22 protein-coding genes are annotated in these 20,792 nt (G+C 68.8%); 13 read left to right on the top strand and 9 right to left on the bottom strand.

Annotation, left to right across the window (positions count from 1 at the left end; genetic code table 11):
• Positions 1–71 precede the first annotated feature (71 nt).
• The 3 genes from RCH12_RS08970 (at position 72) to secA (ending at position 4,503) form a co-directional block, all read left to right on the top strand.
• Positions 72–785 (top strand): ComF family protein, encoded by a 714-nt coding sequence (locus RCH12_RS08970; protein WP_327016660.1) that lies wholly within the window; start codon positions 72–74, stop codon positions 783–785.
• A 99-nt stretch (positions 786–884) separates the two neighbouring features.
• Positions 885–1,589 carry a ribosome hibernation-promoting factor, HPF/YfiA family gene (hpf, locus tag RCH12_RS08965; protein ID WP_327016659.1) on the top strand — a complete coding sequence of 235 codons (705 nt, stop codon included), beginning with the start codon at positions 885–887 and terminating at the stop codon, positions 1,587–1,589.
• A 100-nt stretch (positions 1,590–1,689) separates the two neighbouring features.
• On the top strand, positions 1,690–4,503 hold the full coding sequence (gene secA, locus RCH12_RS08960; RefSeq protein ID WP_327016658.1) for a preprotein translocase subunit SecA: 2,814 nt from the start codon (positions 1,690–1,692) through the stop codon (positions 4,501–4,503).
• Positions 4,504–4,612: 109 nt separating this feature from the next.
• On the opposite strand, the gene RCH12_RS08955 is transcribed toward secA, so the two are convergent.
• Positions 4,613–5,119 (bottom strand): Rv3235 family protein, encoded by a 507-nt coding sequence (locus RCH12_RS08955; protein WP_327016657.1) that lies wholly within the window; start codon positions 5,117–5,119, stop codon positions 4,613–4,615.
• Between the two features lie 205 nt (positions 5,120–5,324).
• On the opposite strand from RCH12_RS08955, the gene RCH12_RS08950 reads away from it, so the two are divergent.
• Entirely contained in the window at positions 5,325–5,918 is a 594-nt protein-coding gene (locus RCH12_RS08950; protein WP_327016656.1) for a hypothetical protein, read from the top strand.
• Between the two features lie 5 nt (positions 5,919–5,923).
• Here the strand turns inward: RCH12_RS08950 and RCH12_RS08945 are convergent, their stop codons facing one another.
• On the bottom strand, positions 5,924–6,241 hold the full coding sequence (locus RCH12_RS08945) for a helix-turn-helix domain-containing protein (protein ID WP_103430707.1): 318 nt from the start codon (positions 6,239–6,241) through the stop codon (positions 5,924–5,926).
• Between the two features lie 148 nt (positions 6,242–6,389).
• Here RCH12_RS08945 and RCH12_RS08940 point away from each other — a divergent pair, with 148 nt between their 5' ends.
• Together RCH12_RS08940 and RCH12_RS08935 are read left to right on the top strand one after the other, a co-directional pair.
• On the top strand, positions 6,390–7,046 hold the full coding sequence (locus RCH12_RS08940; protein ID WP_327016655.1) for an SAF domain-containing protein: 657 nt from the start codon (positions 6,390–6,392) through the stop codon (positions 7,044–7,046).
• A 2-nt stretch (positions 7,047–7,048) separates the two neighbouring features.
• The gene (locus tag RCH12_RS08935) at positions 7,049–8,497 is read left to right on the top strand and encodes an AAA family ATPase (protein ID WP_327016654.1); all 1,449 of its coding nucleotides are present in this window, start codon (positions 7,049–7,051) and stop codon (positions 8,495–8,497) included.
• Here RCH12_RS08935 and RCH12_RS08930 read toward each other — a convergent pair.
• Positions 8,485–10,164 carry a DUF5671 domain-containing protein gene (locus RCH12_RS08930; protein ID WP_327016669.1) on the bottom strand — a complete coding sequence of 560 codons (1,680 nt, stop codon included), beginning with the start codon at positions 10,162–10,164 and terminating at the stop codon, positions 8,485–8,487. The genes RCH12_RS08935 and RCH12_RS08930 overlap by 13 nt on opposite strands.
• A 5-nt stretch (positions 10,165–10,169) precedes the next feature.
• Positions 10,170–10,673 carry a hypothetical protein gene (locus tag RCH12_RS08925; RefSeq protein WP_103430710.1) on the bottom strand — a complete coding sequence of 168 codons (504 nt, stop codon included), beginning with the start codon at positions 10,671–10,673 and terminating at the stop codon, positions 10,170–10,172.
• 49 nt (positions 10,674–10,722) lie between these two features.
• Here RCH12_RS08925 and RCH12_RS08920 point away from each other — a divergent pair, with 49 nt between their 5' ends.
• Positions 10,723–12,216 carry a sensor histidine kinase gene (locus RCH12_RS08920; protein ID WP_088455328.1) on the top strand — a complete coding sequence of 498 codons (1,494 nt, stop codon included), beginning with the start codon at positions 10,723–10,725 and terminating at the stop codon, positions 12,214–12,216.
• An 89-nt stretch (positions 12,217–12,305) separates the two neighbouring features.
• On the opposite strand, the gene RCH12_RS08915 is transcribed toward RCH12_RS08920, so the two are convergent.
• A complete protein-coding gene (locus RCH12_RS08915) occupies positions 12,306–12,554 on the bottom strand; it encodes a WhiB family transcriptional regulator (protein WP_035837005.1) in 249 nt (82 codons plus the stop codon).
• Positions 12,555–12,736: 182 nt separating this feature from the next.
• Between RCH12_RS08915 and RCH12_RS08910 the strand changes: the two genes are divergently transcribed.
• A complete protein-coding gene (locus RCH12_RS08910; RefSeq protein WP_243399099.1) occupies positions 12,737–13,174 on the top strand; it encodes a hypothetical protein in 438 nt (145 codons plus the stop codon).
• Here RCH12_RS08910 and bcp read toward each other — a convergent pair whose 3' ends face one another.
• Genes bcp through aroA form a run of 3 tightly spaced genes read right to left on the bottom strand, consistent with a single transcriptional unit; the run spans position 13,175 to position 16,102 of the window.
• Entirely contained in the window at positions 13,175–13,648 is a 474-nt protein-coding gene (gene bcp / locus RCH12_RS08905) for a thioredoxin-dependent thiol peroxidase (RefSeq protein ID WP_327016653.1), read from the bottom strand. It abuts the gene before it with no gap.
• A gap of 17 nt (positions 13,649–13,665) precedes the next feature.
• A complete protein-coding gene (gene rsgA / locus RCH12_RS08900) occupies positions 13,666–14,730 on the bottom strand; it encodes a ribosome small subunit-dependent GTPase A (protein WP_103460869.1) in 1,065 nt (354 codons plus the stop codon).
• Between the two features lie 10 nt (positions 14,731–14,740).
• Positions 14,741–16,102 (bottom strand): 3-phosphoshikimate 1-carboxyvinyltransferase, encoded by a 1,362-nt coding sequence (aroA, locus tag RCH12_RS08895; protein WP_327016652.1) that lies wholly within the window; start codon positions 16,100–16,102, stop codon positions 14,741–14,743.
• Between the two features lie 125 nt (positions 16,103–16,227).
• On the opposite strand from aroA, the gene RCH12_RS08890 reads away from it, so the two are divergent.
• Both RCH12_RS08890 and RCH12_RS08885 read left to right on the top strand, forming a co-directional pair.
• Positions 16,228–16,842 carry a sigma-70 family RNA polymerase sigma factor gene (locus RCH12_RS08890; RefSeq protein ID WP_240632378.1) on the top strand — a complete coding sequence of 205 codons (615 nt, stop codon included), beginning with the start codon at positions 16,228–16,230 and terminating at the stop codon, positions 16,840–16,842.
• Positions 16,839–17,081 (top strand): zf-HC2 domain-containing protein, encoded by a 243-nt coding sequence (locus RCH12_RS08885; protein WP_088455333.1) that lies wholly within the window; start codon positions 16,839–16,841, stop codon positions 17,079–17,081. Before RCH12_RS08890 ends, RCH12_RS08885 begins: the two co-directional genes overlap by 4 nt.
• A gap of 11 nt (positions 17,082–17,092) precedes the next feature.
• Here RCH12_RS08885 and RCH12_RS08880 read toward each other — a convergent pair whose 3' ends face one another.
• Positions 17,093–17,422, bottom strand: a complete 330-nt coding sequence (locus tag RCH12_RS08880) for a hypothetical protein (RefSeq protein ID WP_103430714.1) — start codon at positions 17,420–17,422, stop codon at positions 17,093–17,095.
• A 158-nt stretch (positions 17,423–17,580) separates the two neighbouring features.
• Between RCH12_RS08880 and RCH12_RS08875 the strand changes: the two genes are divergently transcribed.
• From RCH12_RS08875 to RCH12_RS08865, 3 genes are all read left to right on the top strand, one after another.
• Positions 17,581–18,036: an Asp23/Gls24 family envelope stress response protein gene (locus RCH12_RS08875; RefSeq protein WP_103430715.1), complete on the top strand. Its 456-nt coding sequence runs from the start codon at positions 17,581–17,583 to the stop codon at positions 18,034–18,036.
• A 103-nt stretch (positions 18,037–18,139) separates the two neighbouring features.
• The gene (locus RCH12_RS08870) at positions 18,140–18,403 is read left to right on the top strand and encodes a GlsB/YeaQ/YmgE family stress response membrane protein (protein ID WP_088455336.1); all 264 of its coding nucleotides are present in this window, start codon (positions 18,140–18,142) and stop codon (positions 18,401–18,403) included.
• A 141-nt stretch (positions 18,404–18,544) separates the two neighbouring features.
• The gene (locus RCH12_RS08865; RefSeq protein ID WP_442784569.1) at positions 18,545–20,749 is read left to right on the top strand and encodes an MMPL family transporter; all 2,205 of its coding nucleotides are present in this window, start codon (positions 18,545–18,547) and stop codon (positions 20,747–20,749) included.
• The last annotated feature ends 43 nt before the right edge of the window (positions 20,750–20,792 follow it).

The raw sequence follows: 20,792 nt of genomic DNA, 5'->3' as shown, positions 1-20,792 counted from the left end.
GCGGCCGCCGACAACTGCACAGGTGAGCCCGTCAGGCCGCCGGGGTCACCCCGACGCGAGAGTCTGACCGGATGACCAGCGACCGGCGGGTGATGCAAACGGTGCGCGCGGCAACCCGTGCCGCCGTCCTCGATGCCTGGGCGGTGCTGATGCCCACCCAGTGCAGCGGCTGCGGCACGCCGGACCGGGCGCTCTGCGCCGCCTGCCTGAGCGCGCTGCGCGCCGAGCCGAGGGCGGTCTACCGGGAGGACCTCACGGTCTGGTCCGCGTTGGAGTACACCGGCGTTGTGGGCCGGGTGCTGGTGGCGTACAAGGACGGCGGTCGAACGGATGCCGCGCCGGCGCTCGCCGTGGCGCTTCGCCTGGCCGTGGGGGCGGCATTGGTCGCCGCAGAGCCCACCCAGGTCTCCGGTGGCATCGTGTTGGTCACCGTGCCGTCCTCCCGCCGAGCCTGGCGGGCGCGCGGGTTCCACCCCGTCGACCTGCTCCTCGGCCGGGCCGGCCTCCGCGGGAGCGCGCTCCTGCGGCCGCGTGCCGGCGTCGCGGACCAGGTCGGGTTGGGCCGGCAGCAGCGGATGGACAACCGCAGCGGAACGCTGGTGGCGACCAGGCCGCTTGCCGGCAGTCGGATCCTGCTCGTCGACGACATCGTGACCACCGGCGCCACCCTGCTGGAGGCCCGGCGCGCCCTCCGACAGGCCGGCGGTGAGGTGGTCGGAGCGGCGACCGTCGCGGAAACACGACGGCACCATCCCGACATTCATCGTTCACGGGAAACTGATTGACAAAAGCTGTGACTTATCCAGCTGGCACGACTACGGTTGTGCCAAAGGCGCGTACCAATCGCCCGGATCAGGGGCGGTTCGCCAGATCTGGAGGTCGTCATGGAAACTAACATCGTTGGACGCAACCTGGGGATCACTGATCGCTTCCGGGAATATGCGACGGAGAAGGCCGAGAAGATCGCCGGCCTCGCCGACAAGGCCCTCGCCCTGGAAATCAAGGTCAGTCGTCACACCGAGAAGAGCGGCGCCGCCGGTAACGACCGCGTCGAACTCACGCTCATCGGCAAGGGGCCCATCGTCCGGGCCGAAGCCGAGGGCAGCGACAAGTACGCGGCCTTCGACATCGCCCTCGGCAGGCTGCTGGAACGGGTGCGTCGAGCCAAGGACCGCCGGAAGGTGCACCGTGGGGGCGCGCACCGCCCCACCTCGCTGCACGAGGCGTCGTCGTCAGGCTTCGCCGTGATCGACATCGTCCCGGCCGACGTTGAGACCCTGGAGCGCGTGCGCACCGGGGCGATCCAGGTCGTCTCCGACGAGGCAGGCGAGACCGAAGAAGCCGAGGAGGTCTACAGCCCGGTGGTCATCCGTCGAAAGGTCTTCTCTGCCGCGCCGATGACCGTGGACGATGCCCTGTACTTCATGGAGCTCGTCGGCCACGACTTCTACCTGTTCCAGGATGCCGAATCCCACCGGCCCAGCGTCGTCTACCGGCGCAAAGGCTGGGACTACGGTGTCATCGAACTGGACCCGAACTCCGACGCAGCGAGAGAGCTGGCGTCAGTGTCCAGCGGGTCCAGCTCCTGACCAACTAGCATTGCTATAGTTGCCGGCTAGGTCGGCGCTACGTGCGTCCGACCGGACGACAGGCGTGTTCTCACGCCGTGACGACTAGTGGAGTGCATTCGTGGCCGGAATACTGGAAAAAGTTCTTCGTGTTGGCGAGGGGCGCATTCTGCGTCGACTCGAGAGCTACGCAAAGGCCATCAATGCGCTGGAAGACGACTTCAGCACCCTCAGTGATGAGGAACTGAAGAACGAGACCGTGCAGTTGCGTGAGCGTTACTCGGGCGGTGAGTCGCTGGACGACTTGCTGCCCGAGGCGTTCGCCGCCGTACGGGAGGCCTCCACCCGCACCCTGGGCCTGCGGCACTTCGACGTGCAGCTCATGGGCGGCGCGGCCCTGCACCTGGGCAACATCGCCGAGATGAAGACCGGTGAGGGCAAGACCCTCGTCGCCACCACCGCGGCCTACCTCAACGCCATCACCAGCCGTGGTGTGCACGTCATCACCGTCAACGACTACCTGGCCAGCTACCAGAGCGAACTGATGGGCCGCGTGTTCCGCGCCCTGGGCATGACCACCGGATGCATCGTCTCCGGACAGACCCCCGCGCAGCGTCGCGAGATGTACGCCTGCGACATCACCTACGGCACCAACAACGAGTTCGGCTTCGACTACCTGCGCGACAACATGGCCTGGCAGGCCAGCGACATGGTGCAGCGCGGTCACTACTTCGCGATCGTCGACGAGGTCGACTCGATCCTCATCGACGAGGCCCGCACCCCGCTGATCATCTCCGGACCCGCATCGGGGGAGGCGAACCGCTGGTTCACCGAGTTCGCCAGCCTCGCCAAGCGCCTCGTCGTCGACGAGGACTTCGAGGTCGACGAGAAGAAGCGCACCGTCGGAGTGCTCGAACCCGGCATCGAAAAGGTCGAGGACTACCTCGGCATCGACAACCTCTACGAATCCGCGAACACCCCGCTGATCTCGTTCCTGAACAACGCCATCAAGGCCAACGCCCTGTTCAAGAAGGACAAGGACTACGTCGTGATGAACGGCGAGGTGCTCATCGTCGACGAGCACACCGGCCGCATCCTGATGGGCCGCCGCTACAACGAGGGCATCCACCAGGCGATCGAGGCCAAGGAAGGCGTCGCGGTCAAGGCCGAGAACCAGACCCTGGCCACCGTGACCCTGCAGAACTACTTCCGCCTGTACTCGAAGATCTCCGGCATGACCGGAACCGCCGAGACCGAAGCCGCCGAATTCATGAGCACCTACAAGCTCGGCGTCGTCGCGATCCCCACCAACAAGCCGATGCAGCGCATCGACCAGTCCGACCTGATCTACAAGAACGAAGAGGCCAAGTTCGGCCAGGTCGTCGAGGACATCGTCGAGCGCCACGCCAACGGACAGCCGGTCCTGGTCGGTACCACGAGCGTCGAGAAGAGCGAATACCTCTCCCGCCTGCTGGCGAAGAAGGGCGTGCGCCACGAGGTCCTCAACGCCAAGAACCACGCCCGTGAGGCCGCGATCGTCGCCCAGGCCGGCCGCCTGGGCTCGGTCACCGTCGCCACCAACATGGCCGGCCGTGGCACCGACGTGATGCTCGGCGGCAACGCCGAATTCCTCGCCGTCGCCGCGATGAACGCCAAGGGCCTGAGCCCGGTCGAGACGCCGGACGAATACGAAAAAGAGTGGGACGACGTCTTCGCCGCCGTCAAGGTCGAGGTCTCCGAGGAGGCCGACAAGGTCATCGCCGCCGGCGGACTGTACGTGCTCGGCACCGAACGCCACGAGTCCCGCCGCATCGACAACCAGCTGCGCGGCCGCAGCGGCCGCCAGGGCGACCCGGGCGAGAGCCGGTTCTACCTCTCGCTCACCGACGACCTGATGCGCCTGTTCAACGCCGGCGCCGCCGAAAGTCTGATGGGCCGCCAGGGTGTTCCCGACGACATGGCCATCGAGTCCAAGGTGGTCAGCCGTGCCATCCGCAGCGCCCAGTCGCAGGTCGAGGGCCGCAACGCCGAGATCCGCAAGAACGTCCTCAAGTACGACGACGTGCTCAACCGCCAGCGCGAAGCGATCTACAGCGACCGCCGGCACATCCTCGAGGGTGACGACCTGCACGAACGCACCCAGCGGTTCCTCGAAGACGTCATCGACGAGGTGCTCGAGGTCCACACCGGCGAAGGCAACGGCGACGACTGGGACTTCGACGCCCTGTGGACCGAGCTGAAGACCCTCTACCCCGTCGGCCTCACCATCGACGAGGTCATCTCCGAAGCCGGCAACAAGGGCAAGATCAACCGCGACTTCATGCGCCGGGAGATCATCTCCGACGCCAAGGTCGCCTACGCCCGCCGTGAGGAATCGCTCGGTTCACCCGCGATGCGCGAACTCGAACGCCGCGTGGTGCTCTCGGTCATCGACCGGCGCTGGCGTGAGCACCTCTACGAGATGGACTACCTCAAGGACGGCATCGGCCTGCGTGCGATGGCGCAGCGCGACCCGCTGGTCGAGTACCAGCGTGAGGGCTTCGCCATGTTCCAGCAGATGATGGGCCAGATCCGCGAAGAGACCGTCGGGTTCCTGTTCAACCTCGAGGTCGAGGTGTCCCAGCCGGCCGGTGCCGTCGACGCGCCGATCGTCGCCGCCAAGGGCCTGACCCCTCCGGCCGAGTCGGGCCAGGAGAAGCTGAGCTACACCGCCCCGAGCGACTCCGGCGGAGTCGAGGTGCGCAACCAGCGCGGCCAGATCCAGCAGGCCGCGACGGACCGTGCCCGCCGAGCCGCCGCGCCCGCCGTCGCCGATGCTGAGCCGGCCGTGCCGGCCGGCCCGCCGCAGCGCGGTGCCTTCGGCCAGCGCGCCGAGTCCGACACCCCGGCGGCCAACAACCGCGCCGAGCGTCGCACCCAGGGCAAAAAGAAGTAGGCCGCACGCGGCCAAACAACTGTGCCCGGTGCGGACAATTGCGTCCCGTACACCGGGCACAGTTGTCCGCTCGGGCAACAGTTGGCCGGCCGCAGGGTCGTCCGCGGGGTCAGAGCACGTTGATGGCGCTGGCCCGCCAGCGGTTGTCCAAGCCTTCCAAGCGCACGGCGACGGCGCGCACGCGCACCTTGCTGTGCACGATCACGACGGCCTCGATGATGCCGTCCCTGGGTTCGTTGATGGTCACCCGGCCGATCGTGATGGCGGGGCGTTGCGCGCGCTGCCCCTTGACCGCGCGGGCCCTGGCCGAGAGAACCACCCGCTTGAGCAGGTGCCGGTAGACGTCGTCGCTCACCCAGCGAGCCAGCTGGTCGAGCTCCCTGGCGCCGGCCAGGACCTCGATGACGCACCGGGTGAGGTTGATCAGCAGAGGCTCCGGATCGGGGAGCACGGCGCGGGACGTCGGTTGATGGTCGAAGAAGTCGTCGGACTGGAATCCCTCGGCGGACTCGCGGGTGACGTCGGGAGCGGCCGCGCCGGGGGGAGCGCCCCGGGGATTGGGGCCGTTCGCAGACGGCGAAAGGTGGGGGTCGGGCTCGGCAAGTGGATCGCTCATGGGTTGCTCCAGATGCATGGATCCGTGGTGTCGACGAGGAGAGCGGGCTGATGTGGCTGTCTAACGGGTGGAACACCGGATCGACCCCGAGATGGCTGAGGCCTTGGGCGACACTCAACCACCCGAAAACGGGTCTGTCTAGGCTTGTCAGGGCGGCTGTGGATAACGTCAGCATCGGAGGCTGCCAGCCGACTACCGTCGGGGTGTGCGCTGGGACAATCTGTTCGACGACCTCGAAGGTCAGCTCGAGAACGAGTTGAACGCCGAGGACCTCGAGCTGCGCGCCGAGGAGGAGCGGTTGCGCCTGGGCCGGCTAGCGCTCCGTCAACGGCTGACCGGCGTGGTCAACGGTCCGGCACCGTCACGGGTGCTCAGGGTGGTGCTTGTCGACGGTCAGGTCCTCACGGTGCGACCGACCACATTCGGCAGGGACTGGCTGGCCGCCGACCTCCTCGAAGCCGGTACCGGCAGCCCGCAGTGCATTCTCCCGTTTGCGGGTATCGGCGCGGTCATCCTGCAGCCCGATCAGGTGCCGGACTCGCTGGCGGCCGAAACCGGGGCGCCGGCCCGGCTCGTCGACCGCATCGGCCTCTCGTTCGTTCTGCGAGATCTGTGCCGGCGCCGCAAGAGCCTGCAGATCCAGACCGGGGTGGGGCCGGTGACCGGGACCATCGACAGGGTGGGCCGGGATCATGTGGACCTGGCGGTGCACGCGCCGGGAACCCTCAGACGGGCCGGTGAGGTGCGGCAGTACCGGATCGTGCCGCTGAACCAGATCCACCTGGTGCGCCTGGACTGAGACGATCAGGGCGCGTCACCCGATGGGGGATCGGTGAGCTCATCGGGCCGCAGGATCCGGCCTCCGGACAGCTCGGGGATGTTGCCGAAGTCGGACTGCTCCCAGAGCGACAGTCGGCGGGCCTCCTCGTACTTCGCCTCGATGTAGGACTCGAGAACGACCCGCTCCACCCGCCAGGCACCGGTGGCGCCGATGCGGATGGCGGGCAGCTCACCGGTTCGCACCAAATCATTCGCGGCGGCGAGCGAAAGATTCAGGATCTGGGCGGTATCGGCGAGCGTCAGGAATCGGCCCACGGATGCGGAGGATACGGGATCGCTCATGAGAACGATTATCCGTCGTGTTCGCCGATCCCGTGGGGTGAGCGGCCGACCTGTGGATAACTTCAGCGCGCGGCTCCAGGTCCCGTCACGATGGTAGCCAGCCTGAACCTGGCGAGACAGTGGATAAGACAGCGGACGAGGTGCACGGATGAGGACAGGGCAGCCGGCCAATTCGGGCCGACCGACGACATCGACGAAGACCCGGTTCTGGTTCGATCCGCGGTTCGCACTCGGCCTGGTTCTCGTCGTGGCCTCCATCGTCGGGGTCAGTGTCGTGGTGGCCGGCAGCGACCGCACCGTCGCGGTGTATGCGGCCCGGGTGCCGCTGGCCGTCGGCGATCGTCTGGACGCGGCCGACCTGGTCGAGACCGACGTGCGGATCGGGGCGGCTGTGGAGCTGTACCTCACCCCCTCCCTGGTCCCCGCCGACGGCCTGGTCGTAACGCGAACCGTCACCGCCGGCGAACTCGTCCCGGCCTCCGCCGTGGGAACCCGGGCGGGCGAGGCCGTCACGAGCCTGGTCCTCGACCTGCGCGGGAGGCTGTCGACGAGCCTGGCGGCCGGGTCCGTCGTGGATGTGTGGTCCGCCGGCGAGGTCGAGAGCGGCCTGTTCGGCCCTCCGGCCGTCCTCGTCGGTCGTGCGGCCATCGTGCGCATCCTGGAGCCGTCCGGACTGATCCAGTCCGGCGACGGCCGAGCCGTGGAGGTGCTCGTGCCCAAGGACAAGGTCGCGGCCGTGCTGGAGGCGATTGCCAACGACGAGGCCCTGTCCCTCGTGGCCGTGAACGCCCCGATCGGAGGCTGACCATGACGCTGCTAGCCCTGGCCCTGGACCGGGAGACCGAGGACCGGCTGCTCGCCGACATCATCGAGCACGGGCACGTGATCATCGCCCGGCCGGCGAACGTGCGCGAACTGCTCGCGGCGATCGAGAGGCACGACCCCGAGGCGCTGATAGTGGGAGCCACGGCCGGCACCCTGACCATCGAGGTGCTCGCGGCCAGCGACGCGAACGGCATCCGCGTCGTGGCCCTCGCCGCGACGGAAGCGGAGCGCCGCTACGCCGCCGAGCTGGGGCTGCATGAGGTCGTCGCCGCCGAGGCAGCCTGGGCCGACATCGAACGCGTGCTGACGGAGGGCGGCGATATCCCGCTGCGCATCGACGATGACCCGCCGCCCGCCGCCGTCCCTCCCGCTCTGCCCCGACGGTCCGGCTCCGGACGCCGGGCGAAAGAGGACCGGCGAGCCGATCGGCCGGAGGCGCGTCGGGCCCGCCGCCGACCCGGGGCCGACATCTCCACCGCCGGCTCGGCGGCCGGCGACCCGATCGAATCCGACCCGTTCTCATCCGACGACGACGTCACCGCGGGACTCACCGGATCGGGCACCGTGATCGCGGTGTGGGGCCCGGCCGGGGCTCCCGGCCGCACGACCCTGGCCATCAATATCGCGGCGGAGATCGCGGCGGCGGGACACACCGTGGTGCTGGCGGACGTCGACACCTACAGCGGTTCGATAGCGCCCAGCCTGGGCCTCCTCGATGAGGCGCCGGGCTTCGCGGCGGCCTGCCGGCTGTCCGGTTCCGACACCCTCACGCCGGTCGAACTGGAACGTATCGCCCACCGCTACAACTCGCCGCGCGGCGCCTTCTGGGTGTTGACCGGGATCGGACGACCGTCCAGGTGGCCCGAGTTGTCGGCGGAACGGGTCAGCGGCACGATCTCGGCGTTGCGGCGTTGGGCCGATTACGTGGTGCTCGACACGGGGTTCAGTCTGGAGAGCGACGAGGAGATCTCGAGCGACCTGTTCGCGCCCCGCCGCAACGCGGCGACACTGGCCGCCCTGGGGATCGCCGACCGGGTGGTGGCCTGCGGCCTGGCCGACCCTGTCGGCATGGCCAGGTTCCTGCGCGCCTGGAGCGATCTCACCGACGTGATCAGCACCCATCGGGTGCACGTCGTGATGAACAGGGTGCGCTCCAGCGCCGTCGGCCCGGCTCCCGCCGCCCAGGTGAGCAGTGCGCTGCGCCGGTTCGGCGGCATCGACGCGGCCGTCCTGGTGCCGCATGACCAGGCCGGGGTTGATGCCGCTGTGTTGTCCGGGCGCACCCTGCGGGACGCGGCGCCGCGGTCACCGGCCCGGTTGGGCATCCTCGCCCTCGTCCGCGACGAACTGCTGCCGACCCCGGATGCCCACCCCGCCCGGCGGCCGTGGCGACGGGTCTTCGCCTGGCGGCGAACGGCTCAGGCCACCTGAGCCGCCGCCACCGGGATCACCGTGAGTGCGCCGTCGACGCCGACTATCAGCAGGACCCTGTCGCCGCTGACGCCGTGCATGGCCTGCTCGACGTGCGCCGGATCCGGCAACACCGCGGCACCGCCGGCCCGTTGCCAATAGACCACGGGTGCGCCGGTGAGCCGGCGCAGGTGCGCCACGACGGGTTCCGCGCCGGGACCCATCACCAGCACCAGCTCACCGACCACCCCGGCCGGCGGGGCGGCCGGGGCACTGGCAGGTGGAGCCGGGGGAGCGGTCGCGGCGACCGCGGCTCGGTCCCGGCGCCAGACCGTGAAGTGATATCCCGCCACCAGAGCCGTGGCCACGAGCAAGCCGAGGGGCGCCCGGATACGATCCAGGAGCCCGGGGTCGCCGGCCAGAACGGTGTCGAAAAGCCGGAAGCCGATGACCAGGAGTGTGATCAGGGCGACGATGGCGCTGATGCCGAACACCACCACGAGATAGACGCTGCGGCCGGCGGAACGGCGAGGGTCGGCCGCCGGCTCGGCGGCCGGCCGCCAGGTGAGCCACCACACCGGCCCGCCGACCAGCAGCGAGCTGATGCCGCCGAGCAGCAGGGTGCGGGGGTCCGACCCGGCCAGCGGAGTGGTCACGGTGGCCAGGAGCGCGTTCACGATGACGCCGAGCCCGGTCGCGGCGGCGACCAGTGAGATTCCGCTGGTCACGAGGGTGCTCGCCTGGCGCACGGCGGGCGTCCGCCGATGCACCACCCCGCGGTGATAGACCCAGATCAGGCCGCCGGCGAGGGCCGCAGCAATCGCCGGCCCCAGCGGCTCACACACCACCGCAACGGCGTCGGTGCGGTCGACGGCCAGCCGTAGCAGCACGAACACGACGGTGCCGATACCGGCCAGGGTCAGCAGGGCACCACCGAGGATGCCGACGCCGACCAGGGCCACCCCGGCCAGGGCGGTCCCGGCGGAGCGGCCACCGTCGCGGCGCCAGTGCCACCACCAGACCAGAGCGCCGCCGGCCGCCCAGACCAGGGCCTGCACGGCCCCGGTCCACCAGGGCGACCCCACCGACCCGGCCGCATCCGTGCCCAGCCCGACGGCAAGGGCCTCGTCCACGAGGATCGTGAGCGCCGTCACCGCGCCGCCGGCCCCGATCACCAGCCCGAACGTGCCGCCGAGCACCGCGGCGGTGCCGGGCAGCCGGGTGGGCCGCCGGTCGGTTCGGCGCAGCACAAACCCGTGCCCGGCCCACACGCCCGCCCAGACCAGACCCGTCGCCGTCGCGGCGGTGACGGCCTCAGCGGTCACCGCGGCGGCGGCGGCGCTCAACAGCGCCGTGGCCGAAACGACCAGGGCGAGCGTGCCCATGCCCACCAGGTACAACGCCCAGGCCAGCGACGCCCGCTCCGGCGGTTCGGCCAGGCGGCGCCAGGCGAACCAGCCCAGAACCGCCGCCAACGGTCCCGCGATCAGGGTGAAGGTCAGCGACACCGCAAGGCCGACGGTGTCGGTGCCGGCGAGCTGCTCACCGGTGACCACGTCGAGCAGTCGGCCCAGCAGGTCGCTCAGACCGCTCGCCGTGAGCACCACCAGCACGAAGAGGATCGTGTACACCACGACTCTGCGCACGATCGGTGCGGCACCTGGACGCGGCGGGGTCGCCGCCGTCATCGCGGTCACGGGGTGTCTCCCTGGCTGCGAGGCGGGCACACGGTGAGTCGCCAGGGCGCCTCGTCGATGAGCCAGTCTTCGTCGACCCGCGCCAGCTCGAAGGCCTCCTCTGATTCATACTCCGACGACCCGAACGGGCCGCTGCCGTACGAGGTGACGATCAGCACCCGCACGTCGGCGGTCGAGCCTCGTTCGGTGGTGTCGACGAGGCTGATCCGGATGTCGTCGGTGGCCGACGAGTCCGCCGTGGTCTCTCCGCTGTCGCAGTCCGCCAGCGCGGCAGCGCTCAGGTAGCGGGCCGCGCTCGTCTCATCGCCGTCCAACACCGCCGTCGAATATCGCTGCACCACCCCGCCGGGCGTGCCGGCGTCGAGGAGGGCGGGCTCGCTCCTGGTGAACACCACGACGAGAGCCACCGCGACGAGAAGGACGATCAGGCCCAGGACCACCCAGAGCGCCGGGTCTCGCCGGGCGGGCGATGCGGGAGTCGGAGGAACAGCAGAGGTCATATCGAGAGCATGGCGTATCCGCCGCTGCGGCACCACATAGGCTGGTCACGTGTCGACGCTCAGTGATCTCGTACTTGCCCAAGGCCGCAACAGCGCGGAGGACGTCGACTGGCTGCACATGCTGGTCTCCGACGGCCAGCTGCTGGCCGACCTCGCCTTCGCCGACATCGTCGTGTGGGTCCCGACCCTCGGCGGCAGCTTCGTCGCCGTCGCCCACGCCCGGCCGTCCAGCGCCGCGACCCTGTTCTACCGGGACTTCGTGGGCCAGGAGATCAAGGCCGAATGGCGCAAGCAAGTGACCGAGGCCTTCGACACCGCGAAGATCATCGACACCACGGCGCCGGACTGGTACGAGGAGACCCCCACCAGGGTGCGGGCCATCCCGGTGCGCCGCCGCATCAGTTCCAGCGGCGCCGAGATCACTCCGGAGCCCATCGCCGTCCTCACCCGGCACACCAACCTCAGCGAGACACGAACCCCCGGCCGTCAGGAACTGACCTTCAACGACTGCGCGAACGACCTGTTCGCCATGATCGCGTCCGGCGACTTCCCCGACCTGGGTGCCCCGACCGGTCCGCGGCGCGGCGCCCCCCGGGCGTCGGATGGCCTGATCCGGCTGGATCTGGACGGTGTCACCACCTTCGCCAGCCCCAACGCGCTCTCCGCGTTCAACCGGATGGGCTTCGCCGACGAACTCGAGGGCGAGTCGCTCGCCGAGGTGACGACAAGCCTGCTCTCCGGCAAGGCCGTGGTCGACGAGTCCCTGCCTCTCGTCGTGACCGGCCGGGCCCCCTGGCGCACCGACATCGAGGCCCGCGGGGTGACGGTGTCGCTGCGCGCCATCCCGATCCGCAATCGGGGCGAACGGATCGGCGCCATCGTGCTCTCCCGCGACGTGACCGAGCTGCGGCACCAGGAACGCGAGCTGATCACCAAGGATGCCACCATCCGGGAGATCCACCACCGGGTCAAGAACAACCTGCAGACCGTGGCGTCGCTGCTGCGCATCCAGGCGCGCCGCACCCACTCCGACACCGCCCGCGAGGCCCTCAACCAGGCCATGCGGCGGGTGGCGGCCATCGCCGTGGTGCACGACACCCTGTCCTCGGGCCTGAGCCAGAACGTGGACTTCGACGCCGTGTTCGACAGGGTGCTGCTGCTGATCGCCGAAGTGGCCTCCGCGCACAACACCACGGCGCATCCGAAGTCGTCCGGCAGCTTCGGCATCCTGCCCAGCGCCTACGCCACGCCGCTGGCCCTGGCACTGACCGAGCTCGTCACCAACGCCGTCGAGCACGGACTCGCCGGCCGGGAGGGCGAGGTCGCCATCGAGGCCGAGCGCAACGAGGAGACCCTCACCGTGCGCGTCCGTGACAACGGTTCGGGGATGCCGGAGGGCAAGGTCGGGTCCGGGCTGGGCACCCAGATCGTCCGCACGCTCATTCAGGGTGAGCTCAGCGGCACGATCGACTGGCACACCATGATGGACAGCGGCACAGAGGTCACCATCGAGATCCCGCTGCGTTTCATGGAATTCGACTGATCGAATCAACCGGCGGCGCCGCGTCACGATACAACAAAACGGGCGAGCAGCCGAAGCTGCTCGCCCGTTTAGAAGTCAGAGAAGACGCTCTAGGAGGCGCGGCGGGCGCGGGCGGCGCGGCGCTTGAGGGCGCGGCGCTCGTCTTCGCTGAGGCCGCCCCAGACTCCGGAATCCTGCCCGGTCTCGAGAGCATACTGGAGGCAAACCTCCGTGACGTTGCAGCGGGCACAAACGGATTTGGCCTTCTCGATCTGGTCGACGGCGGGACCAGTGTTACCAACCGGGAAGAAAAGTTCCGGGTCAGCGGTAAGGCAGGCTGCTTTATCGCGCCAATCCATAGGGGTGCTCCTTTATTGCGGGGGGATGCCTGGCCGATCGGCCGAAGATGCGGGGACGCCCAGCTTGCAGGAAGGTCAGATCTGCGAAGAGATCTGCTCACCACCCTGTGAGCGTCAACCGGGCCTTAAATATGGTCCCATAATAGGGATGTCAAATCAATAGTTTTGTATGGGATATCGCTGTGAGACAACCGTTCGACCCCAGCCAGGACGGCCTGGACGAGCCCAAGCCGGCCCGTCGGTCCCGTGCGCTCATCGCCCTGGTGCTGCTGCTGGCCGCCGAAGCCGCCCTGCTCTGGGTGGCCGTACTGTGGCTGATCCTGGAGCTACTGACCGACCAGCCCGCCTCCTTCGCCAGCGCACTGGCGATTCTGGTGCTCACCATCGTCGCCGCGGTCTGGGTGTCGGCCATCACCGTCGGCGCGCTCCGCGGGCGTTCCTGGATCCGGGCGGCAGCGGTGACCTGGCAGCTGGTCCAGGTCTTCGTCGCCATCGGCTGTTTTCAGGGTCTTTACGCCAGGCCGGACCTCGGCTGGGCGCTGCTCATCCCGTCGGTGCTCGTGATCGTGCTGCTGTTGACCCGCAGCGTGGTCGAGGCCACGAGCCGCCGCGAGCCCTAGTCAGATCCCGAGCTTCTTGCGCAGGCTGGCCACGTGGCCGGTGGCCTTCACGTTGTACAGGGCCAGGGTCACCAGACCGGCCTCGTCGATCACAAAGGTCGAGCGCAGCACGCCCGTGACGATTTTGCCGTAGAGGTTCTTCTCTCCCCAGGCCCCGTAGGCGCGGTGCACGGTGAGGTCCTCATCGCTGAGCAACGGGAAGGTGAGGTGATCGTTCTCGGCGAAGGCCGCCAGCTTCGACTGGGTGTCCTTGGACAGGCCGAGCACCTGGTAGCCGGCCGCGGCGAGCGAGCCCAGGCTGTCGCGGAAGTCGCAGGCCTGGGTGGTGCAGCCCGGGGTCATGGCGGCCGGGTAGAAGTACACCACGACCTTCTGGCCGCGATAGGAGGCCAGGCTGACGGACGCGCCGTCCTGGTCGGTGAGGGTGAAGTCTGGGGCCGTGTCGCCGGCTGCGAGCCGCGTGGAATCCGTCATGGAACCCACGCTACCGGTCAGTTCTCACCCGGGCGGTGCGCCGGCGCGGCCGCGAAGGTGGCCAGGAGGCGCTGGAGCGAGTCCAGGCGGGCCTTCCCGGTGTCGCCCAGGGTCCCGGCAGCCACGGCCTCGTTGATGGCGCAGTCCGGCGAGCTGGGCAGGTGTGTGCAGCCGCGCGGGCACTTCTCGGCGATGGTGGCCAGGTCGGTGAAGGCGCGCAGGATGTTGTCGGTGTTGATGTGGCCCAGGCCGAAAGAGCGCACGCCGGGGGTGTCGATGACCCAGCCGCGGCCGGCATCCGTTTCGAGCCGCAGCGAGATCGTCGACGACGAGGTGTGCCGGCCGCGGCCGGTGACGGTGTTGACCACGCCGACGGCGCGGTGGGCGTCGGGCACGAGGGCGTTCACCAGGGTGGACTTGCCCACGCCGGAGTGGCCCACGAAGACGGTGTCGTGGCCGACTAGCGCCGCGGAGATTTCCTCGAGGGGCATGGCGTCGTCGCGGCTCTGGAATACGGGCAGGTCCAGGCCGGCGAAGTTGTTCAGGAACTCGGCGGGGTCGGCGAGGTCGGTCTTGGTGATGCAGAGGATGGGGGAGACCCCGGCGTCGTAGGCGGCGACGAGGTAGCGGTCGACGAGACGGATGCGCGGTTCCGGGTTGGCCGCGGCCACCACGATGAGCATCTGGTCGGCGTTGGCCACGATCACGCGCTCCACGGCGTCGGTGTCGTCGGCGCTGCGGCGCAACAGGGTCTCGCGGGCCACGATGCGCACAATGCGGGACAGGCTGCCCTCGGCGCCGGTGGTGTCGCCGACGATGTCGACGCGGTCGCCGGTCACGACGGCGTGCTTACGCAGCTCGCTGGCGCGCGCGGCGGTGACCCGGCGTTCGGTGGGTTCGTTCTCGTCGAGCATCACCGTGTACCGGCCACGGTCGACCGAGAGGATGCGTCCGGTCAGGGCGTCGCCGTGCTCCGGCCGGGTCTTGGTGCGCGGTTTGGTGCCCTTACGGCCCGGGCGAATCCGCACGCTCGATTCGTCGAACTCCGGCTCATCGTCATCCGGGCTCGACCACCAGGTCATTTTGTGCCCGTCACGAAGCGACCGGCCCGGACACCAGGCCGTGCCACAGCTCGGCGAACTGGGGGAGGGTCTTCGCCGTCGTGCCGATGTTCTCCACCTCGACACCCGCGACGACCAGCCCGAGCAGCGCTCCGGTGGTGGCCATCCGGTGGTCGTCGTAGCTGTGCCAGGTGCCGCCGTGCAGCGGCCGCGGTTCGATCGCGAGCCCGTCCGGCAGCTCGGTGACGTGGCCGCCGAGATTGTTGATCTCCGTCGCCAGGGCGGCGAGCCTGTCGGTCTCGTGGTGGCGGATGTGGCCGATGCCGGTGATGGTGCTCGGGGAGTCGGCCAGGGCGGCCAGGCCCACCAGGGTGGGGGCCAGCTCGCCGCCGGTGGACAGGTCGAGGTCCACCCCGGTGATCCGGCCGGTGCCGGTGACCGTGAGCCTGTCTCCGTCGACGGTGACGGTGGCGCCGAAGCGCGGCAGCAGTTCGGCCAAGTGGGCGCCCACCTGGGTGGTCGTGGTCGGCCAGCCCGTGATGGTGACGCTGCCGCCGGCGACCAGCGCCGCGGCCAGGAACGGGGCGGCGTTGGAGAGGTCGGGTTCGATGTCGACCTCGGTGCCGCGGATCGGACCGGGTTCGACAGACCAGACGCCGACCTCGGTGCTGGTGACGGTGACGCCGCGCTGCGCAAGGGTGTGAATGGTCATCTCGATGTGCGGCAGGCTCGGCAGGCGCTCGCCGGAGTGGCGCAGCCGCAGGCCGTTGGTGAAGCGGGGGGCCGCCAGCAGCAGGCCGGACACGAATTGGCTGGAGGAGGACGCGTCGATGGTCACCTCGCCGCCGTCCAGGCCGCCGGTGCCGTGCACGGTGAACGGCAGGGCGCCGCGACCGTCGTCGTTGATGTCGGCGCCCAGCGCGCGCAGTGAACTGATCGTCGTCTTCATGGGTCGGCGTTTGGCGCCGGCGTCACCGTCGAAGGTGGTCGGGCCCAGCGCGAGCGCGGCGACCGGCGGTAGGAACCGCATCACGGTGCCGGCCAGACCGCAGTCGATGGTGGTGGAACCGAACAGCTCGCCGGGTGTGATGCGCAGGTCGGTGCCGTATTCGCCGTCACCGTCGACGGACTCGATGGTTGTGCCGAGCTGCCGCAGTGCGGCAACCATGAGGTCGCTGTCCCGCGAGTGCAGCGGGGCGCGCAGCAGGGAGGGTGCGTCGGCCAGGGCCGCCAAGACGAGTTCACGGTTGGTCAGCGACTTGGAGCCGGGCAACGACAGGGTGGCCGTCAGCGCTCGCGGCGCGACGGGGGCCGCCCACAGGGCATCCGTCTCTTCGGGCGAGTTGTCGCCGTATGGATCGAACTCCGGCTTGGAATATCTCGAGATCAACATCGGTTATCAGAATAGTCGGGATTGCCGATACACAGTGAGGCACAGGAGGTCACGTGAGCGCATCCACGCTTATGGAACGCACGGCCGCGACGCCCAGCGGCGTCGACGGCTTAGAATTGCCCGTGATGACAACAGATACAACTGCCACGCGGGACCTGTTCGAAGCACAGGCCATGCCGTTCATCGACCAGCTCTACGCAGCGGCGATGCGGATGACACGGAACCCCTCTGACGCCCAGGACCTCGTGCAAGAGACCTTCGTCAAGGCGTTTGCGTCGTTCAAGCAGTTCGAGCAGGGCACCAACCTCAAGGCGTGGCTGTACCGGATCCTCACGAACACCTTCATCAACACCTATCGCAAGAAGCAGCGCGAGCCCTACCAGGGCACCATCGACGACCTCGAGGACTGGCAGCTGGGCGGCGCGGAATCCACGACGGCGACGTCGAGCCGCTCCGCGGAAGCCGAAGCGATCGACCACCTGCCCGACAGCGCCGTCAAGGACGCCCTCCAATCGATCCCGGAGGACTTCCGTCTGGCGGTGTACTTCGCCGACGTCGAAGGCTTCTCCTACCAGGAGATCGCCGAAATCATGAAGACACCCATCGGAACGGTGATGAGTCGCCTGCACCGTGGCCGCCGCCTGCTGCGCGAGCTGCTGGCGGGCTACGCCCTCGAGCGCGGACTCGGCACCGGCCAGAGCGCACCGATCAAGAAGACATCCGGGAGCACAGGAAAATGACCGATTGCGGTTGCGAGAAGGCCAAGGCCGAACTCGAAGAATATCTGCACAACGAACTCCGCAAGGAGGACGCCATCGACATCCGTGAGCACCTGGAGCACTGCCCGGACTGCCGGAGCGAACACCACGTCGGGCGCACCCTCACCGAGGTGATGCAGCGGGCCTGCAAGGAGACCGCTCCGGAGGACCTGCGCGACCAGGTCCTGCTGCGGCTGCGCGCCATCCAGTCAGCGCACTGACGGCCGGCGTACTAGCCGATCCGCGCCACCTTCACTTCGATCGTCGTCACGGCAGGGTCGCCTGACTCGACGAAGTACTCCTCGATGGTGTCGTAGACCCTGCGGCAGACCTCGGTCGCCGCGTCAGCGTCCGCGATGCCGATGGCGACGGATGCGGTGACGCCCTCATCCGTCTCGGTCAGCGTGACGAATTCCGGAGCTGTCGGCTTCGCCGTGAGCGCCCCGACGACCTGGTGCACCACGGTGGCCACGATGGGCGCTGCCGGGTACAGCTCGTCAACGCCCGGAACCTGCTCGACGGCCGCGGCCAGCTCCTCGGTGGGCTTCGTGGATGCGCTCATGACATCTCCAGTCTCGGCAGCGGGTGGTACCAGATCAGTGTAGATCTTCGGCGCTGAAAAAACTTTCCTGCGAATCCGTGACGAATCGCTCGTGGGCTGCGTCGTAACTTAGACGATGCAATTTCTGCCCTCATCGAGGACTACCAAGGAGTTTCCAGATGTTCAGTAGCACCCCCGAGCAGCCGACCTCGGCCACCACCCTGCCGGCAAACGCCGGTGAGGTGACCGACGGTGCTGTCGACAGGGTGGGCGAGGGCGTCACGACCATCAAGGACAGCGTCATCGCCAAGGTGGCCGGTCTGGCCGTGCGCGAGGTACCGGGCGTGCACTCCCTGGGCAGCGTGCCGACCAGGGCCCTCGGTGCGATCCTCGACGCCATCAGCAGTGCCGACGTCAACCCCGGCATCTCCGTCACGGTGAGCGACGACGACGTCGCCGTCGAAATCGTGCTCGTCGCCGACTATCCGGTGCCCCTGACGGCTCTCGCCGATCAGGTCCGCGCCGCGACGACGCGAGCCATCGAAGGTTTGGTGGGAATCGCGGTGTCAACCGTGAACGTGACCATCACAGACATTTACGTGGCCAAGGAACCTGACGACAACGACGTCGCTTAGGCTCCCGGCCGCGTAATCAAGCCGGCTCGCAAGAGCCCGGTCGGACATGCACAGCACGTCCGAAACACCAGCAGTACCCACACCAACAGAAATGAGACACTCCATGGGGTTTTTCGGATTCCTTCTTCTCGGCCTCCTCGCGGGCGCTATCGCCAAGCTGATCCTCCCGGGCAACCAGGGCGGCGGATGGTTCATCACCCTTCTGCTCGGCGTTGTCGGCGCACTGCTCGGCGGATTCCTCGGTAGCGCCCTCTTCGGCGCACCGCTTGAAGACTTCTTCTCGATCCAGACGTGGCTCCTGGCCATCGGCGGATCCATCATCGTTCTGCTCATCTACGGCTTCGCCGTGGGCCGTCGCAAGGCGTAACAGCAGCGGGGTCTCCCCGGAGTGATAAGGCGGTACTCGCACCCACAGGGTGCGGGTGCCGCCTTTTCGTGTTCCCGGTCACGATCTTCCAACTTTCGGACGACGCAGCGGTTCGCACGCTCGCCTACGCTCGGGACTGTGATGAAGACGACTGACCCCGCACCGCACTCAGACCCGGAGCGCCGGACCCGACGGACCGGCTCCGGCAGCCGGGTGCCGCTCTGGCTGCGCATCCTGATTCCCACGATTCTGATCCTGGTCTGGTTCGTCATGTTCGGTGCCGGCGGGGCGTCGTTCGGCCGGATCAGTGACGTGTCGACCAACGACCAGGTCCAGCAGCTGCCGGCCAGCGCCGACGCCACCAAGGTGCAGGCGTTGCAGGCCGAGTTCCGGGGGGATGACGTGCTGCCCGGTGTGCTGATCTACGAACGCTCCGGCGGACTCACCGAGGCCGACCAGGCCGCGATCACCGACCAGATCGCCGACCTCGCCCAGCTGGACGGCGTCGTCACCGAAAGCGTGTCGCCGGCGATCTTCTCCGAGGACGGGGAAGCGGCCGAGGCCATCCTCACCCTCGACACCGCCATCACCCCGGCCGACACCGTCGAGTCCATCCGCGCCTACCTCGCCGAGAACCCCATCGGGGGCGTCGACACCTATGTCACCGGGCCGGCGGGCCTGATCGCCGACCTCACCGGCGCCTTCGCCGGCATCGACGGCATCCTGCTGCTCACCGCCCTCGCGGCCGTGCTGGTGATCCTCGTGATCGTCTACAGATCGCCGCTGCTGCCCGTCATCGTGTTGTTCACCAGCCTCGCCGCGCTCTGCGCCTCGGTGCTCGTGGTCGTCGCGCTGGCCAGCGCAGATGTGCTGATCCTGACCGGACAGACGCAGGGCATCCTGTTCATCCTCGTGATCGGGGCAGCGACGGACTATTCGCTGCTCTACGTCGCCAGGTTCCGCGAAGCCCTGCGGGACCACGAGAAGAAGTGGGATGCCACGCTCGTCGCCCTGCGCGGTTCGTTCGAGCCGATCCTGGCTGCCGGCGGCACCGTGATCGTGGGCCTGCTGTGCCTGCTGTTCAGCGACCTGAACTCTAACAAGGCCCTCGGCCCGGTCGCCGCGATCGGTATCGGCTTCGCCCTCCTGGCTGCACTGACCCTGCTGCCGGCACTGATGCTCTGGGCCGGCCGTGCCGCGTTCTGGCCGGTGCGCCCGAAACTCGGCTCCGCCCACCCCGGCCTCGACGGCGACAACGCGAAGGGGGCCTGGCCGTGGCTGGCCAGGCTGATCAGCCGCCGGGCCCGGCTCATCTGGGTCGCAAGCACGCTCCTTCTCGCCGTCGCCGCCATCGGCGCGTTCCAATTCAAGGCGGATGGCGTCTCACAGAGCGAATTCGTGCTCGGCACCTCAGAGGCCCGCGATGGCCAGGCCGTGGTCGGGGAGCACTTCCCCGGCGGATCCGGCACCCCCGCCGTCATCATCGGCCCGGAGTCGGAGCTGCAGGCGATGACCGATGTGCTGCTGGCCAACGACGGAGTCGATTCCGTCACCGTGCTCTCCGAGGAGTCCGTCAGCGGCACCCTGCCGGTGACCGGCGACGGTGTGCAGGCGTTCGGCCCTCCCGGCACTCCGGTGGGCGAGCCGACGGTGATCGATGGCGACGTGATGCTGCAGGCGACCCTTACCGACGTGGGCGACTCCGCCCCGGCCGAAGCCACGGTGCGCGAGCTCCGGGTGGCCCTGGACGACGTGGCCGGCACCGTGCTGGTCGGCGGCACCACGGCGATCGCCGTGGACACCACCGACACGGCCATCCACGACCGCAACCTGATCATCCCGATCATCCTCGGCGTGATCCTGGTGATCCTGATGCTGCTGCTGCGGTCGATCCTCGCACCGGTGTTGTTGATAGCCACCGTCGTGCTCTCGTTCGCCGCCGCGCTCGGTGTGGCGTCGTGGGTCTTCGACGGCCTGCTCGGGTTCCCCGGCGCAGACCCGGTGGTTCCGCTGTACGGATTCGTCTTCCTGGTGGCCCTCGGGATCGACTACAACATCTTCCTGATGACCAGGGTGCGGGAGGAGTCCACCCGGTTCGGGACCCGCACCGGGATCCTGCGCGGACTCGTCGCCACCGGCGGGGTGATCACGTCGGCCGGTCTGGTGCTCGCCGCCACGTTCGCCGCGTTGGGCGTGCTGCCGATCCTGTTCCTGGCCCAGCTCGCGTTCATCGTCGCGTTCGGGGTGCTGCTGGACACCTTCGTGGTGCGCTCGCTGCTGGTGCCGGCCCTGGCCCACGACATCGGCCCGAAGATCTGGTGGCCGAGCAAGCTCGCCAAGTCCTGACCACCTCGTACGAAGAAGGGCCGCACCCTGGCGGGTGCGGCCC

The sequence above is a fragment of the Cryobacterium sp. MP_3.1 genome (assembly GCF_035984795.1).
In the GTDB taxonomy this organism is placed as follows: domain Bacteria; phylum Actinomycetota; class Actinomycetes; order Actinomycetales; family Microbacteriaceae; genus Cryobacterium; species Cryobacterium zongtaii.
This window is presented reverse-complemented; position numbering and strand designations above follow the sequence as displayed.